Annotated in this window: 16 protein-coding genes; 9 read left to right on the top strand and 7 right to left on the bottom strand. The window is 61.3% G+C overall.

Going from position 1 to position 15,245, the window contains the following annotated elements; genetic code table 11:
* Window positions 1-3: 3 nt before the first annotated feature.
* The 9 genes from I7X13_RS04765 to I7X13_RS04725 all read left to right on the top strand — a co-directional run bounded on the left by I7X13_RS04765 (window position 4) and on the right by I7X13_RS04725 (window position 9,015).
* Window positions 4-573, top strand: coding sequence for an anthranilate synthase component II (locus I7X13_RS04765; protein WP_198074545.1), 570 nt, complete (start codon window positions 4-6; stop codon window positions 571-573).
* 152 nt (window positions 574-725) lie between these two features.
* A complete protein-coding gene (trpD, locus tag I7X13_RS04760; RefSeq protein WP_198074544.1) occupies window positions 726-1,721 on the top strand; it encodes an anthranilate phosphoribosyltransferase in 996 nt (331 codons plus the stop codon).
* A 98-nt stretch (window positions 1,722-1,819) separates the two neighbouring features.
* Entirely contained in the window at window positions 1,820-2,641 is an 822-nt protein-coding gene (trpC, locus tag I7X13_RS04755; protein WP_198074543.1) for an indole-3-glycerol phosphate synthase TrpC, read from the top strand.
* A gap of 9 nt (window positions 2,642-2,650) precedes the next feature.
* Complete coding sequence (locus I7X13_RS04750) at window positions 2,651-3,370, top strand: phosphoribosylanthranilate isomerase (protein WP_198074542.1); 720 nt, start codon at window positions 2,651-2,653, stop codon at window positions 3,368-3,370.
* 50 nt (window positions 3,371-3,420) lie between these two features.
* A complete protein-coding gene (trpB, locus tag I7X13_RS04745) occupies window positions 3,421-4,617 on the top strand; it encodes a tryptophan synthase subunit beta (protein WP_198074541.1) in 1,197 nt (398 codons plus the stop codon).
* 25 nt (window positions 4,618-4,642) lie between these two features.
* The gene (gene trpA, locus I7X13_RS04740) at window positions 4,643-5,422 is read left to right on the top strand and encodes a tryptophan synthase subunit alpha (RefSeq protein ID WP_198074540.1); all 780 of its coding nucleotides are present in this window, start codon (window positions 4,643-4,645) and stop codon (window positions 5,420-5,422) included.
* Window positions 5,423-5,556: 134 nt separating this feature from the next.
* A complete protein-coding gene (aroF, locus tag I7X13_RS04735; protein ID WP_198068788.1) occupies window positions 5,557-6,561 on the top strand; it encodes a 3-deoxy-7-phosphoheptulonate synthase in 1,005 nt (334 codons plus the stop codon).
* Window positions 6,562-6,822: 261 nt separating this feature from the next.
* Window positions 6,823-7,539 carry a phenylalanine-4-hydroxylase gene (locus I7X13_RS04730; protein ID WP_198068787.1) on the top strand — a complete coding sequence of 239 codons (717 nt, stop codon included), beginning with the start codon at window positions 6,823-6,825 and terminating at the stop codon, window positions 7,537-7,539.
* Between the two features lie 102 nt (window positions 7,540-7,641).
* On the top strand, window positions 7,642-9,015 hold the full coding sequence (locus tag I7X13_RS04725) for a helix-turn-helix domain-containing protein (RefSeq protein WP_233454655.1): 1,374 nt from the start codon (window positions 7,642-7,644) through the stop codon (window positions 9,013-9,015).
* A gap of 40 nt (window positions 9,016-9,055) precedes the next feature.
* Here I7X13_RS04725 and I7X13_RS04720 read toward each other — a convergent pair whose 3' ends face one another.
* The 7 genes from I7X13_RS04720 to I7X13_RS04690 form a co-directional block, all read right to left on the bottom strand.
* The gene (locus I7X13_RS04720) at window positions 9,056-9,526 is read right to left on the bottom strand and encodes an Mpo1 family 2-hydroxy fatty acid dioxygenase (protein WP_198074539.1); all 471 of its coding nucleotides are present in this window, start codon (window positions 9,524-9,526) and stop codon (window positions 9,056-9,058) included.
* Window positions 9,527-9,649: 123 nt separating this feature from the next.
* Entirely contained in the window at window positions 9,650-10,528 is an 879-nt protein-coding gene (locus I7X13_RS04715) for a dienelactone hydrolase family protein (RefSeq protein WP_198074538.1), read from the bottom strand.
* A 41-nt stretch (window positions 10,529-10,569) separates the two neighbouring features.
* Window positions 10,570-11,115, bottom strand: a complete 546-nt coding sequence (locus I7X13_RS04710) for a hypothetical protein (protein ID WP_198074537.1) — start codon at window positions 11,113-11,115, stop codon at window positions 10,570-10,572.
* A 31-nt stretch (window positions 11,116-11,146) separates the two neighbouring features.
* Window positions 11,147-12,463 carry an ABC1 kinase family protein gene (locus I7X13_RS04705; RefSeq protein WP_198074536.1) on the bottom strand — a complete coding sequence of 439 codons (1,317 nt, stop codon included), beginning with the start codon at window positions 12,461-12,463 and terminating at the stop codon, window positions 11,147-11,149.
* A gap of 8 nt (window positions 12,464-12,471) precedes the next feature.
* Window positions 12,472-13,101: a TetR family transcriptional regulator C-terminal domain-containing protein gene (locus I7X13_RS04700; RefSeq protein WP_198074535.1), complete on the bottom strand. Its 630-nt coding sequence runs from the start codon at window positions 13,099-13,101 to the stop codon at window positions 12,472-12,474.
* Window positions 13,102-13,171: 70 nt separating this feature from the next.
* Entirely contained in the window at window positions 13,172-14,497 is a 1,326-nt protein-coding gene (locus I7X13_RS04695) for a cryptochrome/photolyase family protein (RefSeq protein WP_198074534.1), read from the bottom strand.
* A gap of 9 nt (window positions 14,498-14,506) precedes the next feature.
* Window positions 14,507-15,223 carry an SDR family NAD(P)-dependent oxidoreductase gene (locus tag I7X13_RS04690; RefSeq protein WP_198068780.1) on the bottom strand — a complete coding sequence of 239 codons (717 nt, stop codon included), beginning with the start codon at window positions 15,221-15,223 and terminating at the stop codon, window positions 14,507-14,509.
* Window positions 15,224-15,245: the final 22 nt, after the last annotated feature.

Here is a 15,245-nt window from a genome sequence, read left to right as displayed (position 1 = left end):
GTCATGAAAATCCTCGTCCTCGATAACTACGACTCCTTCACCTACAACCTGGTGCACCTGCTGCGCGAACTCGGCCACGGCCCTAACATGACGGTGACGCGCAACGACCAACTGACGCTCGATGATGTAGCATCTTATGACGCCATCCTTCTTTCGCCCGGCCCCGGCATCCCAACCGAAGCCGGCCTGATGCCGGCCATCATCCAGAAATACGCGCCTACCAAGCGCATCCTAGGCGTGTGCCTCGGCCACCAGGGCCTGGCCGAAAGCTTCGGCGCGGAGCTTTACAACATCTCGGCCGTGCTGCACGGCGTAGCCAATGAGGCCGAAGTAACCGTAAGCGACGAGCGCCTCTTTGCCGGCCTGCCCGAGCGATTCCAGGTGGGACGCTACCATTCGTGGGCGGTGCGGCCCGAGTCGATGCCGGCGACGCTGGAAGTAACCGCCCGTGACGCCCACGGCGAGGTGCTGGCCTTTCGCCACCGCGAGTATGATGTGCGCGGCGTGCAGTTCCACCCGGAAAGCATTCTCACTGAGCACGGCGCGCAAATGCTGGCCAACTGGCTGAGCTAGTTCGTAGCAAATGCCAATTGGTCGTCATGCTGAGCGCAGTCGAAGCATCTCTACCATGTAAGTAATCAATTCAACGAAGCGGTAAAGATGCTTCGACTGCGCTTAGCATGACGTTCTAAGAGGACGGGGCTTTTTATAGAAACACAGACACTTTGAAACAGATTCTCACCAAGCTTTTCGACCACCAGCCCCTCACGCATGCCGAGGCTCACGCTGCTATGCGCCAGCTGGGGGAAGGCGGGGCCAACCCGGCCGAAACAGCGGCCTTCCTTGCCGTATATCGCATGCGGCCCATCACGGTGGCTGAGCTGGCCGGTTTCCGGCAGGCGCTGCTTGACCTCAGTCGCGACCCGGAGCTGGGCACCCACGAAGTCGTGGACATTGTGGGCACGGGCGGCGATGGCAAAAACACGCTCAACATCTCCACGCTGGCTTGCTTCATCGTGGCCGGGGCGGGCACGCTGGTGGCCAAGCACGGCAACTTCGGCGTGTCGTCGGTGTCGGGCGCGTCGAATGTGCTGGCGCACTTTGGCTATAACTTCGAGGCCGGCTCCGACCAACTGCGGCGGCAGCTCGACCGGGCGGGAATTTGCTTTCTGCACGCGCCAGCCTTCCATCCGGCCATGCGCCACGCCGGGCCGGTCCGGCGCGAGCTAGGCTTGCGTACCTTCTTCAATATCCTCGGCCCGTTGGTAAACCCGGCCCGGCCGGCGGCTCAACTGCTGGGCGTGTTCAGCCTAGAACTGCAGCGGCTCTACCACTACCTGATGCAGCCCACCGGCACCCGCTACGCCGTAGTGCACGCCCTTGATGGCTACGACGAGCTGGCCCTCACCGGCCCGGCCAAAGTAGTTTCCTCATTTGAAGGCGAGCGAATGCTGACGGCCGATGCCCTGAATCTGCCCGCCTGCACCGCCGACGACCTGGCCGGCGGCAGCACCGTAGCCGCCGCCGCCGAACTGTTCAAGCGGGTGCTCGATGGCGACGGCACCGCAGCCCAACGCACCGTGACCACCGCCAACGCCGCCCTCGCTCTGCAATGCGCCCGCCCCGGCCTGAGCTGGGCCGATGCCCTGGCCCTTAGCCGAGAGTCGCTGGACTCTGGCGCGGCCCGTAAGGCCTTCGAAACCATGCTTTCATTGAGTTAGAAGTTAAAAGTTATGAGTTAAGAGTTAGGTATGCTTATCCAATACCTGGTCTTGACTGCAATAACTCTTAACTCTCAACTCCTAACTCTTAATTTAATATGTCCACCATCCTCGATACCATCGTCGCGCACAAGCGCCAGGAAGTTGCCAGTCGCCGCGAGCTGGTGCCCGTCAAGCTGCTTGAAACCAGTCTGTATTTCAACTCGCAACCGCTGTCGCTGCGCAAGTACCTGCTGCGCGAGGGCGGCAGCGGCCTCATCGCCGAATTCAAGCGCAAGTCGCCTTCGAAGGGCTGGATTAATCAGTACGCGCCCGTCGAGCGCACCACGCTGGGCTACATGCAGGCGGGCGCGGCGGCGCTGTCCATCCTCACCGATGCCGAGTTTTTCGGCGGCAAAAATGAGGATTTGACTACGGCACGCAAATTCAATTTCTGCCCCATCCTGCGCAAGGATTTCGTGGTGGACGAGTACCAGATTCTCGAAGCCAAAAGCATCGGAGCCGATGCCGTGCTGCTGATTGCAGCCGTGCTCACGCCCGCCGAAATCGATACACTGGGTCGGCTGGCCCGCTCGCTGGGCCTCGAAGTGCTGCTCGAAGTGCACGACGGCGAAGAGTTGGCTCGCTCCATCAATGCCGATGCTGTGAACCTCATAGGCGTGAACAACCGCAACCTGCACGATTTCAGCCTCAGCCTCGATACTTCGATGGCGCTGGCCGAAGCCATTCCGAGTGAATTTGTGAAAGTATCGGAAAGCGGCATTTCCACGGCTGCGGCCATTGGCCAGTTGCGCGAAGTGGGCTACCGCGGCTTCCTGTTGGGCGAGGCGTTCATGCGCCATGCCCGCCCCGAGCGTGCCTGCGCCATGCTGGTGCAGGAAATTGCAGCCCTGCCGAAACCAGAAACCGCTGTTGCTTAGCTGGCCGAAATGAAAACGCCCCGCCCCAACTTATCCGATTTAGCCGCAACTCCTGGCGTGCCCGGCGCGGAAGCCACTGCGGCACCTGCTACCCCGTCGCGGCTACTCATAAAGGTGTGCGGCATGCGCGACGCTGCCGCATTGACTGAGGTGGCCGCATTGGGGCCGGACTTCCTGGGCTTCATCTTCGCGCCAAAGTCCCCTCGCTTCGTGGGCGACGTGCTGGCTCCGGAGCTGGTGCAGGCCCTGCCGCCAACCATCTGGAAAGTAGGCGTGTTCGTGAACGAAACCACCGAAAACATCCTCGCCACGGCGCAGCGGTTCGGCCTGGCGGCTGTGCAGCTGCACGGGCAGGAAACACCCGCGCAGTGCGAAGAGCTCAACGAAGCGGGCCTGCTGGTGATGAAAGCCTTTTCGGTAGGGGAGAAGATTGATTTTGCTCCCCTGCTGCCTTACGTACCGTATTGCGACTACTTTCTCTTTGACACCAAAGGCGCCGCGCCCGGCGGCAACGGGGCCACGTTCAAGTGGAATCTGCTGCAGTCTTACAACTTGCCCGTGCCCTATTTCCTGGCCGGTGGCTTGGGTTTGGAACACGCCGCCGAACTGGCCAACCTGCGCTTGCCCGGTCTGGCTGGCGTCGATTTGAACAGTGGTTTTGAAACCGCGCCGGGCGTGAAAGATGCCAAGCGAGTGGGGCAGATGCTGCAAGCACTGCGCCCGCTCTGAAGCGCTGGCACCAAATACCCAATACCTAATACCGACGACCAGATATTATCATGACCACATCCTATAAACAGCCCACGACCCGCGGCTACTACGGCCAGTTCGGCGGCGCCTTCGTGCCCGAAATGCTTTTTCCCAACGTGGAAGAACTGCGCACGCAGTACCTGGAAATCATGGCCGACCCGGCGTTTCAGGCCGAGCTGCAAGGGCTGCTGCGCGACTACGTGGGCCGGCCCACGCCGCTGTTTGAAGCCAAGCGCCTGTCGGCCAAATACAACACCCGCATATTTCTTAAGCGCGAGGACCTTTGCCACACCGGTGCCCACAAAATCAACAACACCGTGGGGCAGATTCTGCTGGCCAAGCGGCTGGGCAAAACGCGCATCATAGCCGAAACCGGGGCCGGGCAGCACGGTGTGGCCACGGCCACCGTATGTGCCCTGATGGGCCTACCCTGTGTGGTGTACATGGGCGCTATCGACATGGAGCGCCAGGCCCCCAATGTGGCCCGCATGCGCCTGCTCGGGGCCGAAGTGCGCCGCGCCACCAGCGGCAGCCAGACCCTGAAAGATGCCACCAACGAGGCCATCCGTGACTGGATTGCCAACCCCGTCGATACGCACTACATCATCGGCTCGGTAGTGGGCCCGCACCCGTACCCCGATTTGGTGGCGCGCCTGCAAGCTGTTATCAGCGAGGAAATGCGCAAGCAGCTGCTGGAAAAAACCGGCTCCGAGCTGCCCGATTTCGTGGTGGCCTGCGTGGGCGGCGGCTCCAATGCAGCAGGCGCGTTCTACCACTTCCTGGATGAGCCCGAGGTGCGCCTGGTTGCGGTGGAAGCGGCCGGGCACGGCGTCCACTCAGGCCATTCGGCGGCTACGTCGGTGCTGGGCAAGCCGGGCATCATTCATGGCAGCAAGACTTTGCTGATGCAGGACGAGCACGGCCAGATTACTGAGCCCTACTCGCTGAGCGCGGGGCTCGACTACCCCGGCATCGGGCCGCTGCACGCCTACCTGGGCGAGGTGGGCCGCGCCGAGTTCATCGCCATTACCGATGAGGAAGCCCTGGCGGCCGTGGCCGAGCTGAGCCGTCTCGAAGGCATCATCCCGGCCCTGGAAACCGCCCACGCGCTGGCGGCGCTGGGCCAGCTTGGAGCGGGTCCGGACGACGTAGTGGTGGTGAACCTCTCCGGCCGCGGCGACAAGGATTTGGAAACCTACCTCAAGAACATGGATAAGCTGATTTAGCCTGCGGCTTTCCAAAACGATTTATATGGACCGCATTAAACACGCCTTCGCGAGCAAGCACAATTTGCTCAATACTTATTTCACCGCCGGCTACCCCAGCCTGCACGACACCATTCCGCTGGCCAAAGCGCTGGTGGAAGCCGGGGCCGACATTCTCGAAATCGGCATGCCGTTTTCCGACCCGCTGGCCGATGGCCCCATCATCCAGGGCAGCAGCAGCGTGGCGCTGGCCAACGGCATGAACCTGCCTGTGCTGTTTGAGCAATTGAAAGGCCTGCGCGCCGCCGTGCCCGAAACCCCGGTGCTGCTCATGGGCTACCTCAACCCCGTGATGCAGTTTGGGGTGGAAGAATTCTGCCGCCAGGCCGCCGCCGTGGGCGTGGATGGCCTTATTCTGCCCGACCTGCCGCTCGATGAATACGAAGAATTCTATCAGGAAACCTTCCAGAAATACGGCCTGAACGCTGTATTTCTTATCACCCCGCAAACCTCGGAGGAGCGTATTCGCCGCCTCGACAGCCTCACCGAAGCTTTTCTATACTTAGTATCTGGCCCCGGCACCACCGGCGGCACCACGCAGCCAGATGCTGAGATTCAGGCCAAATACTTCGAGCGCATCGCGGCCCTAAACCTGCGCAATCCCCGCCTCATCGGCTTCGGCATTGCCGATAAAGCCGGTTTCGACCGCGCTTGTCAGCACGCCGAGGGCGCTATTATCGGCTCAGCTCTCATCCGAGCGCTGGAAGATGTGGCGGATGCGCCGGCTGAAGCTGCACGTTTCGTGCGGAGCATCAAGGCGGCATAATCAATCTGAAACAATCATTTAAGAACGTCATGCTGAGCGTAGGCGCAGCCGCAGTCGAAGCATCTCTACCGCTTTGTTGCAAGAGCATTGATTAGTTACACGGGCAAGATGTTCTGTTCTCTCTGACTCATTCCATGATAATCCAACTTGAAAAATCTGCTTCGGTAGCCGCCATCACCGAGCACCTGAAGCAGCAGGGCTACAAAGCCACCGAAGTCACGACCCAGCACGCCCATTACCTGGTGGCCATCGGCAAAAAAGACTTCGATATCCGCACCATCGGCCAGCTGCCGGGCGTGCGCGACGTGCACCGCGTGAGCGACGACTACAAGCTCGTGAGCCGCAAGTGGCGCGTGAAACCCACCGTGCTCGACCTCGGCGACGGCGTCACCATTGGCGGCAACTCGCTGGCTATCTGCGCCGGGCCGTGCAGCATCGAGAGCGAAGCCCAGATGGAAAAGGTGATGGACCACCTCGTGGCCAACGGTGTGCGGCTGATGCGCGGCGGCGTGTTCAAGCCCCGCTCGTCGCCCTATGCCTTCCGCGGGCTGGGGCTGGAGGGGCTGCGCGATTTCCACCGCATGGCCCGGGCGCGTGGCCTCAAAATCGTGACCGAAGTGATGCAGGTATCGCAGGTGGAGGAGATGCACGATTTCGTGGACGTGTTCCAGGTAGGCGCCCGCAACACCCAGAATTTCAACCTGCTGGATGCCCTGGGCGGCGTGGACAAGCCGGTGCTGCTGAAGCGTGGCATTTCGGGCTCGATTGAAGAATTGCTGTCTTCAGCCGAGTACGTGTTTTCGGGTGGCAACGAGAAGCTGATTCTCTGCGAGCGCGGCATTCGCACGTTCGAAACCGCTAGCCGCAATACTTTGGATTTGAATGCGGTGCCCATTCTCAAAGCTAAAAGCCACCTGCCCGTAATTGTCGACCCCTCGCACGGCATCGGCATCCGCGAGTATGTCCCCACAATGGCGTTGGCCGGCGTGATGGCCGGGGCCGACGGCATCGTGTACGAAACCCACGAAACGCCCGAAACTGCCGCTTCGGACGGGGCCCAGACGCTGGATTTCGAGGAATCGGCCCGCCTCATTCGCAACCTGCGGCGCGTGTATCAGCTGCGGCAGGAACTCGAATAAAGAAAAATTAATGTGGGCAAATGCTTGCATTCTCGAAATCGGTCCCTAAATTCGTCTCAATCATGCGCCACCAATTCGTCAATTGCATTAACACCCTAATGACTGCCCCCAAACAGGGCGGGTACGGGCTGCGATTGGCGCTAACGGAAGAAGAGGCATGACACCCAAACTTCTCTAGAAACCTTCGAAAGCCCGAATCCGTCAGGATATCGGGCTTTTTTTTCGCCCGATTTTAATCACGCTTACCTTTTTCGTTACGCTATGTTTACCAAACCCAACTCCGCCACCGCCGCCAGCCAGGACCAACTCATCTGGAAGATGCTGTTTGACCGCCAGACCGCGCTGCTGCACCGGCGGGCCGTGCCAGCGTTTTGGGAAGGATTGGCCCGGCTGGGCTTTCGGCGCGAAGCCATCCCCGACATCCGGGAGCTGAGCGCCACGGTGGAGGCCGAAACCGGCTGGCAGCTGGCCCCGGTGGGCCGTCCGTTTGAGCCAGCCGCGTTTTTCGCCCTGCTGGCCGAGCGTAAGTTTCCGATTGTGACGCGTATCCGGTCCATGCAGGCCTTTGATTTCAGCCCCCAACCGGACTTATTCCACGACCTGTTTGGGCACGTGCCGATGCTGCTCGATGAGGGCCTGGCCAACTTCCTGCACGAGCTGGGGCAGGCCTACGTGGCTCAGCCGGCGGGCTCGCCGGCGCGGGAGCAGTTGTGGGCGCTGTACTTCTTCACGGCCGAATTTGGCTTGGTGCAGCATGAGGGCAAGCCCATGCTGTATGGGGCGGGTCTGCTGTCGTCTGCTGGTGAAATCCACCACTGCGTGAACGAGTTAACTCCGCGCCCGGCCTTCGACCTGGCCACGGTGCTGCGCACGCCCGTGACCGGGGCCCGTTACCAAAACCAGTATTTCATGCTGCCCGCCTGGGAGCAGCTCACCGAATGCGTGGCCGAGCTGGCCGGCATGCTGGCGCTGAGATAGGGTGTGAGGGTAGGTAGGAGGGTAAGAGGTTGTTTCTGCTTTTCTCTCTTACCCCCATACCCTCTTAACCTCCCACCCTAAAAAACTCACTAGCTTCGCAGCATGCTGTTTGAGTTTGGTTTACACAGCGCACTGCTGCTGCCTTTTGTGGTGCCGGGGCTGGTACTGGCGGCGCATTTGCTGGTTCGGAATTTCCGTTTCGGCGCCTTGCCCGATGGGCTGCTGGCGTTGCTGCTGTTCCTGAATGTGCTGCCCGTGACGCAGTGGATGCTGGGCTTCGCCGGCTGGTACGACAGCCACGACGGCTACTCTACGGCCATGTTCTACGTGCCCTGGCAGCCCTGGCTAGCTTGGGGACCGGCCTTTTACCTGTACTTCCGCAGCCTCACCAATCAGGAGTTTGAGCTGCGGAAGCATTGGCAACATCTGTTGCCGGGGCTGCTGTTTGCGGGCCTGTACGCGGCGGCGGCGCTTTACGATTTGGTCTGGGGCCGGGCCGGGCACGGTTGGGCGCTGCCCTATCATTTTGGCACCAAAGGCGCCGCTGCTAATTTTCTCGATGCGCTGAGTGCGCCTGCTGAATGGCTAGGCTATGGCTTGATGCTGGGTTATGGGCTGGCCACGCTGCGGCTTTTCCGCCGCTACCGCCGCTACCTCGACGACAATTTTTCGGACACGGCGCGGCTGCGGTTTCGGGGGCTGCGCGATTTGCTGGTGGCCGCGCTGCTGGGTTTGTTATTGTGGGTGGGCTTTGAAGTGGTGAACCGCGCCGTTGGGCCGCTGGGCTATGGCGACTATTGGTACGCCTATTTCGCCAACGGCGCGCTGGTCTATTACCTGAGCATTGTGGGGTTGCAGGCCAACTTCGCGGCCGTAACTCCGCTGCGATTTGAACCCGCAGTGGCTGGCGTTGGCGAAGTTCCTTTTAATTCTGAGCCATTGATATCGGCTGAAATAGCGCCCGGGCCTGGTACAATAACCGAAGAAATGGCCACTGCGCCGGCCACTCCGGCTGTGGCTATGCCACCCGTTCCCGCTGTTGCCGTGGCAGATGCGCCAAAAGCGGCTGCCGTCGCTGCTACGCGGGTCGGAGGAGCATCAGAACGTGAAGCCACGGCCGACGCGCTGGCCCCCGAGCTGCACCCGTGGCGCGAAAAACTGCTGACTTTGATGGCCGAACAGCAGCCCTGGCTCGAACCCGAGCTCACCCTGGCCGAGCTGGCCCACCGCCTGCGCACCAACACTTCGCTGCTCTCGCACGTCATCAACACCGGTTGCGGGCAAAACTTCAACGACTTTGTGAACCGCTACCGCGTGGCCGAGGCCGAGCGCAAGCTGCAAGACCCGCGCTTGGCGCATTACTCACTGGTTGGCATTGCGTTGGAGTCGGGCTTTAACTCCAAGTCTACCTTCAACCGGGTGTTCAAAAAGCTGACGGGCCGCACGCCGGGCGAGCTCAGTCGGCCCAAGCCGTGAGGGACAATTTGATGGAAGAGAATGGCTTTATGCCTCCAAGTCAATACCCCCAGCCCAGCCGGCGGTACACGAAATGCAGCAGCCACAGTGGCCCAATCAGCAGAAACTGCAGGTCCTTGAGGAAACTGGGTTTCTTGCCTTCTACCTTGTGGCCCCAGAACTGGCCCACCCAAGCCAAGGCGAAGATGATGAGGCAAATAGCCCACAGCGGCAGCGCTGCCGCGCCCGCCACTACGCGCAGGGCCACTGCCATGGCCACCCACACCAGCACCATGCCCAGTGCCAGCCGCCCGCTCAGCCGCACGTAGTACACAAGGGCCAGCGTCATCACCAGCGTGCCCCAGTTCAGCCAGGGGCTGATTTGCTGGATGGCCGCCGGCACCGGCACCGACCACAGCAGGCCGATGAGCGAGAACATTATCAGCGGCACGCACACCCAGTGCACCAGTTTGTTGGTGGGGTTCTGGTGGCTTTCGCCGTATTCGGAGAGGAGGGCAGTGAGCGAGGCCATAGCAGTGGGAATTGGAGCAGCGCGAACTTTTAGTTGCGAGAAAGAGGGTGCAGGCTCACCAAAGTAGCACAAAAAAGCCTTCCCGGTTGGGAAGGCTTTTCCGTTTCAAACAAACCCCAAAAATTAGGCTTTCGATTTGAAGCGACCGCGCAGGTAGGCCAGCGCCTGGCCGTGGGCTTTGGTAGCGTATTCCTTGTTGAACTTTGGGTTCGACGGATTGGCGAAGGCGTGGTCGGCGTCGTAGTTTTCGATGGTGACGCTTTTGCCGGCGGCGGTCATGTCTTTCTTAAACTGGCCCACCACTTCGGGGTTAATCCATTTATCCTGAGTGGCAAAAATGCCCAATACGTCGCTGTTCAGGCTCTTGAGTTTGGAGGGGTCCTTTTCGGGCATGCCGTAATACATCACGCAGCCCACCGTTTGCTTGCCGCCGAGCAGGGCTTCCTGCAGGCTCCAGCCACCGCCGAAGCACCAGCCGATGCTGGCCAATTGGGCTTTGGGGCCGGCATACATTTGGGCCCCTTTGAGGATGGACACGGCGCGCTCAGTTTTCACTTCGCCCATGTATTTGCCGGCCTCTTCGGGCGTGGTTGCCACCTTGCCGTCGTAGAGGTCCACGGCAATGACGTTGACATCGGGCATTTCGTTGGCGAAGGTGGCGGCCTCCTTCTTGATGTAGTCATTCAGGCCCCACCATTCGTGAATCACGAACAGGTATTTGTTGCTGGGCTTGGCGCTTTTGATTTCGAAGCCGTGGCCAGGCGTGCCGTCCGGGGTTTTGAACTCTATCATCTTGCCTTCGCCGGCATACGAATAGGGCAGAGGCGCGTCGTGGCCGCCCGAAAAATCTTTGTCGCTGGCGAGCATGGCGAAGGCTTCGGTGGCCGAGGCCGACAGGTTAGCGGCGGGGCGGGCGCAGCAGCTGGCCATCTGTTGGGCCGAAGCCGAGAAGGAGAGGCTGAGCAGGGCCGCGCCAAGCGTGAGTAGTTTTTTGGTGAGCATGGGAATTGGTAAAAATTGAAACGAATGAGCCGGTGCAACAGCTAGCCCGGCAAAACTTCCCGCACAAGATTGCGAAGTTTCGGCAGTTCGCGCGCGGCCCGGCTGCGCAGCGCGGCCGAAGCGGTCGAGTTTAGGGCGGTTTCGATGGCGGCTACCACCTCGGCGGCCAACTCGGGGTAGGGGCCGGCGAGGCGGGCGGCGGCGGTGAGGGCGTAGGCCCGAATGGCCACCGGCTCGCGGGGCGCCCGCAGCAGCCCCAGGCAAGTGTCGAAGGCTAGGGCCTGCCACTCCTCGGGCACGGGCACAAATTGCAAGGCCCGCACCACGGCCCGCCGGATGGCCGGGTGCTGCTCCAGGCCGGGTTGGGCGGCGGCCAGCAGGCCCGGCAGGTGGGGCACCAGCCATTTGGGCCGGCGCTCGCCCACCCAGCCCAGCACGTCGGCGGCCAGCTGGCGCTCGCGCTCCGCGCCGTACCAGAACAGTTGCAGGAGTTCGGCCAGGGCCGTGGGGTGGGCGCAGGCGTATTCGGCCAGTCGCAGGGTCTGGCGCGCCGAATGTTCCCGCAGTAGCTCGGTCCGGAGGTTCATAACCGAAATGTAGCACATGCTTTCGCTTGGGCTACCTCATAGCCGGAATTCCGGTTTGAATGGAAGCGCCCAGCTCTGTGAGCAGTGCAAACAAGCCCACGTAGGTGCGGTTCAAGTAGATAAAATGCTCGGAGCCCCGCGGCTCGCGCTGCTTGCGCAGCTCGGGGTCGGCCATCAGGTCGTCGCCGAGGGCGTAGAGGGCGGCCATGTAAGTTGGGTCGCCGAAATCGAACGTGGCCTGGCGGAAGGGGCGGCCCACCAGCTCCAGCGATACCCGCATGGTGCGCAGGTAAAGCGCCTGCATGGCCAGTGCATCGGTGGCGCGGAGCACGCCGGCCTGGGTGAGCAGGGCTTCGAGGCGGGCTTCGTCGGCAATGGTTTCGGGAGCTAGCAAAGCGGTGAAGAGTTGGTACACGTCGGCGGGCACTTCCTTCACGCAGCCAAAATCGAGCACGCCGAGGGTGCCGCCGTTATTGGCGCGCATCAGAAAATTGCCGGGGTGCGGGTCGGCGTGCAGCTGGTGCAGCTCATTGAACTGGAACTGGTAAAAATCCCACAGCGCCTGGCCTATTTGGTTGCGAACTTCCTGCGCTGGATTGGTGGCCAGAAACTCCTTGAGGTGTTGGCCGGGCAGCCAGTCCATGGTGAGAATGCGGGCCGTGGAATACTCCGGATAGTAGGCTGGAAACTGCAAATTATTCAAATCCTGGCATTTAGCCGCAATCTCCTGGCCGCGCCGCAGTTCCAGCTTGTAGTCGGTTTCTTCGAGCAGGCGGGTTTCGACTTCCTCCAGATAGGGACGCACCTGCGCCTCGTTCAGGCCCATGATGCGCAGGGCAATGGGCTTTACTAGCCGGATATCCGACTTGATGCTGTCGGCCACTCCGGGGTATTGCACCTTCACAGCCAGTGCTTTGCCATCCTTGCGGGCAAAATGCACCTGCCCGATGCTGGCCGCCTGCCTCGCCTCCGGCTCAAACTCATCAAACAACTGAAACGGCGACTTCCCGAATGCATCCCGAAACGCCTTCACCACCAGCGGGCCGGACAGGGGCGGGGTCGAATACTGGGCCTGGGCAAACTGCTCGGCGTAGGCCGTGGGCAGCATGTTTTTCTCCATGGCCAGCATCTGGGCCACTTTCAGCACCGAGCCCTTCATCTCGCTCAGCGTGCCGTAGAGTTCGGCGGCGTTGGCCGCGTGCAGGTCCGCAGTGGTCGATTCTGCCCCGACGGCCTTCTTCGCGTAGTGCTTAATGTAATTGGTGCCCACGTTGATGCCGGTTTTGGCAAAGCGGGCGGCGCGGGCCACCTTGGTGGTCGGCAGCGAGGTTTGGGGTTCGTCAGCCATAAGCAGTTTTACTTCCGCACCAGAAACCGCACGAAATCCACGGCCGAATCGATGGTATTGCGGCCCACCAAATCGAAACTCAACGTCACGGCTTTTTCCACGGCGGCGTCGGTGCGCTCGAAGTTTACAGTATCATCCTTGGCAAAGTAGCCGAGCACGAAAAGCGCCTGCTGCCAGAAAAAGCGCGGGTAGCCGTCCTGCACCAGCGGGCGGTTGGCGATTTCGCCGGTTACGCGGCCGTCGCGCAGCAAGTCGCCCACGAAGTATTCAAAGTCCTGTCGGAAGTCGTCGAGCACGCGGGGCGACAGCGCCGGGATGCGGTGCAGCGAGCGGCGCAGGCTCATCAGGGCGTAGGAGCGGTTGTTTTTGAGGATTTCGAGCAGCGTGAAATAGAACGCCAGCAGCTTTTCGCGGCTGCCGTAGCCTTCCCACACGGGCTCAGTGGCGGCAGTTTCGCGCGCCTGCCGGCCAAAATCAGCCCAGATTTCGCGGTCGATTGCCTCGAAGTTGGCGTAGCTCTGGTAAAATTCCGATTCGGCCAGGCCCAGCTGCTGGGTGAGCTTAAACACCGATTGCGGCGGGTGGCCTTCGTTAAGCACGAAGTCGAGGTAGGCTTGTTTGATGCGGTCCTTTTCCATGGAATTACAACCGCTTCACCGGCCCCACGGTTCGGCATTCAGCCCATTAAAAACCTACAGTTTTTCAGCTTTAGCCGGCCGCGATGCGCGCCGCCCGAATAGCCTCCACCGCGCGCTCACGGCCAAACTTGTGCTCCACAATTGGCGCGGGGTATTTCGTTGTTCCAAACTCTGGCACCCAGCGCTTCACGTACTTCATTTCGGGGTCGACCTGCTCCAACTGGCTCTCGGGACTATACACCCGAAACCACGGGGACGAAATGGCCCCGGTGCCGGCCATCCACTGCCAGTTGCCCACGTTGTTGGCCATGTCATAATCAAGGAGCTTGTCGGCGAAGTACCGTTCGCCCCAGCGCCAGTCGATGAACAGGTGCTTGGTGAGGAAACCCGCCACGGTCATCCGCACGCGGTTGGGCATATAGCCGGTTTCGTTTAGCTGGCGCATGCCGGCATCCACCAGCGGGTAGCCGGTGCGGCCCTCGCACCACGCTCGGAACTCGTCCTCGTTGTTGCGGTAGTTGATGTGCCTCATCTTGGGGTCGTAGCTCTGGGTAGCAGTGTGGGGGAGATGCCAGAGCAGCATCATAAAGAAGTCGCGCCAGATAATCTCGGCCAGCAGCTTCGGGTTCAGCTCTTTGGCCTGGCGCATCACCTCGCGCACGCTCAGCGTGCCGAAACGCAGGTTCAACGACTCGCGGGTGCTGCCGTGTTCGTTGGCGGGCGTGTCGCGGGTTTTGTGGTAGTTGCGCACGATGCCCTCGGCCGGCAGCTTTACTGGCGGGAAGTATTGCTCCCGGCGCTCAAAGCCCATGCTTTTCAGCGTAGGGCGCGGCCCGGCTTTTTCCTGTGAAACGCGGTACGGATTTGCCTTCCGGAATAACTTTTCAGAATCACAGGGCTCCAGCAGCTCATCGGTCAGCCTGGCGGTGTAGGCCTTCAGGTAAGCCCCGAATACCTTGGGCACCGTGCCCGATTTGGTCATAATCTCCTCTTTGGCAAAAATAACCTGGTCCTTATAAGCGTGAAATTCCACGTCGTGCTGCTTCAGCATCGCAGCCACGGCGGTGTCGCGCCGGGTGGCGTAGGGCTCGTAGTCCTCGTTGGTGTGCACGGCGGCCAAGTCAAAATCTTTCACCAGCTGCTCCAGCACCGCCAGCGGCTGGCCGTAGCGGGCCAAGAAGGTGCCGCCGGCCACTTCGGTTTCGTGCGCCAGCTGCTCTACCTCATCGTGAATAAACGTGAGCCGGGCATCGGCTTTCTCGGGCAGGTGGTCTAAGATTTCCTTATCGTAAATGAACAGCGGGAGCACCGGCAGGCCGCTGGCCAGCGCCGCCGCCAAGCCCACGTTGTCGTGAATGCGCAGGTCGCGCCGGTGCCAGAAGATGCAGATTTTCATAATGATGACCTACTTCAATTTCCCCATGCCGCCGTCCACGGCCAGCACCTGGCCGGTCACAAACGAGCTGTGGTCCGACAGCAGGAACGAGGCCGTGTAGGCCAAATCCTCGGGCTGGCCGATGCGCTGCAAGGGGTGGCGCTTGCCGCCGGCTTCTACTTTCTCGGGCGAGCTGAGCAGGGCGGCGGCCAGTGGCGTATTGGTGAGCGAGGGCGCAATGCAGTTCACGCGCACGCCGCTGGCGGCGTACTCGGCGGCTAGGGCGCGGGTGAGGCCCTCCACGGCGGCCTTGGCGGTAGCAATGCTGGCGTGGAAACTCATGCCCGTATCGGCGGCTACGGTGCTGAACAGCACAATGGATGCCGTGCCTTCGGCTCTTTTCAGGCGCTTGATGGTGGCCTGAATGACGCGCACGGCTCCCAGCACGTTCAGGTCGAAATCGGCCTGGAAATCCTCTACGGGAATGCGCTCAAACGGGCGCAGCTTGATGCTGCCGGGGCAGTACACGACGCCGTGTAGCACCTCGGGCAGGCCGTCGAGGGCCGGGCCCACGGCCTGTGTGGCGTCGTAGTCGAAGTGCGTGGTGTTCAGGGCCTGCAGCTCCGGCGAGCGGTGGCGCGAAGCGGTAAACAGGTTGGCCCCGAGGCCGCTGAGCAGCGTGGCCGTAGCCAGGCCGATGCCCGACGACGCGCCGATGAGGAGAATGTTTTTCTGGGCGAAATCCATGGATGAAAACGAAGGCAGGCGT

The organism is Hymenobacter negativus (genome assembly GCF_016056375.1).
GTDB lineage: Bacteria > Bacteroidota > Bacteroidia > Cytophagales > Hymenobacteraceae > Hymenobacter > Hymenobacter negativus_A.
The sequence above is the reverse complement of the archived record's forward strand: the minus strand, read 5'-3'. Positions and strand labels throughout refer to the sequence as shown.

Bases quoted from the DNA above. Each gene is read 5' to 3' on its own strand.
- I7X13_RS04765 (WP_198074545.1), top strand. From the start codon at position 4: ATGAAAATCCTCGTCCTCGATAACTACGACTCCTTCACCTACAACCTG.
- trpC (WP_198074543.1), top strand. From the start codon at position 1,820: ATGTCCACCATCCTCGATACCATCGTCGCGCACAAGCGCCAGGAAGTT.
- I7X13_RS04750 (WP_198074542.1), top strand. From the start codon at position 2,651: ATGAAAACGCCCCGCCCCAACTTATCCGATTTAGCCGCAACTCCTGGC.
- trpB (WP_198074541.1), top strand. From the start codon at position 3,421: ATGACCACATCCTATAAACAGCCCACGACCCGCGGCTACTACGGCCAG.
- trpA (WP_198074540.1), top strand. From the start codon at position 4,643: ATGGACCGCATTAAACACGCCTTCGCGAGCAAGCACAATTTGCTCAAT.
- aroF (WP_198068788.1), top strand. From the start codon at position 5,557: ATGATAATCCAACTTGAAAAATCTGCTTCGGTAGCCGCCATCACCGAG.
- I7X13_RS04730 (WP_198068787.1), top strand. From the start codon at position 6,823: ATGTTTACCAAACCCAACTCCGCCACCGCCGCCAGCCAGGACCAACTC.
- I7X13_RS04725 (WP_233454655.1), top strand. From the start codon at position 7,642: ATGCTGTTTGAGTTTGGTTTACACAGCGCACTGCTGCTGCCTTTTGTG.
- I7X13_RS04720 (WP_198074539.1), bottom strand. From the start codon at position 9,526: ATGGCCTCGCTCACTGCCCTCCTCTCCGAATACGGCGAAAGCCACCAG.
- I7X13_RS04715 (WP_198074538.1), bottom strand. From the start codon at position 10,528: ATGCTCACCAAAAAACTACTCACGCTTGGCGCGGCCCTGCTCAGCCTC.
- I7X13_RS04710 (WP_198074537.1), bottom strand. From the start codon at position 11,115: ATGAACCTCCGGACCGAGCTACTGCGGGAACATTCGGCGCGCCAGACC.
- I7X13_RS04705 (WP_198074536.1), bottom strand. From the start codon at position 12,463: ATGGCTGACGAACCCCAAACCTCGCTGCCGACCACCAAGGTGGCCCGC.
- I7X13_RS04700 (WP_198074535.1), bottom strand. From the start codon at position 13,101: ATGGAAAAGGACCGCATCAAACAAGCCTACCTCGACTTCGTGCTTAAC.
- I7X13_RS04695 (WP_198074534.1), bottom strand. From the start codon at position 14,497: ATGAAAATCTGCATCTTCTGGCACCGGCGCGACCTGCGCATTCACGAC.
- I7X13_RS04690 (WP_198068780.1), bottom strand. From the start codon at position 15,223: ATGGATTTCGCCCAGAAAAACATTCTCCTCATCGGCGCGTCGTCGGGC.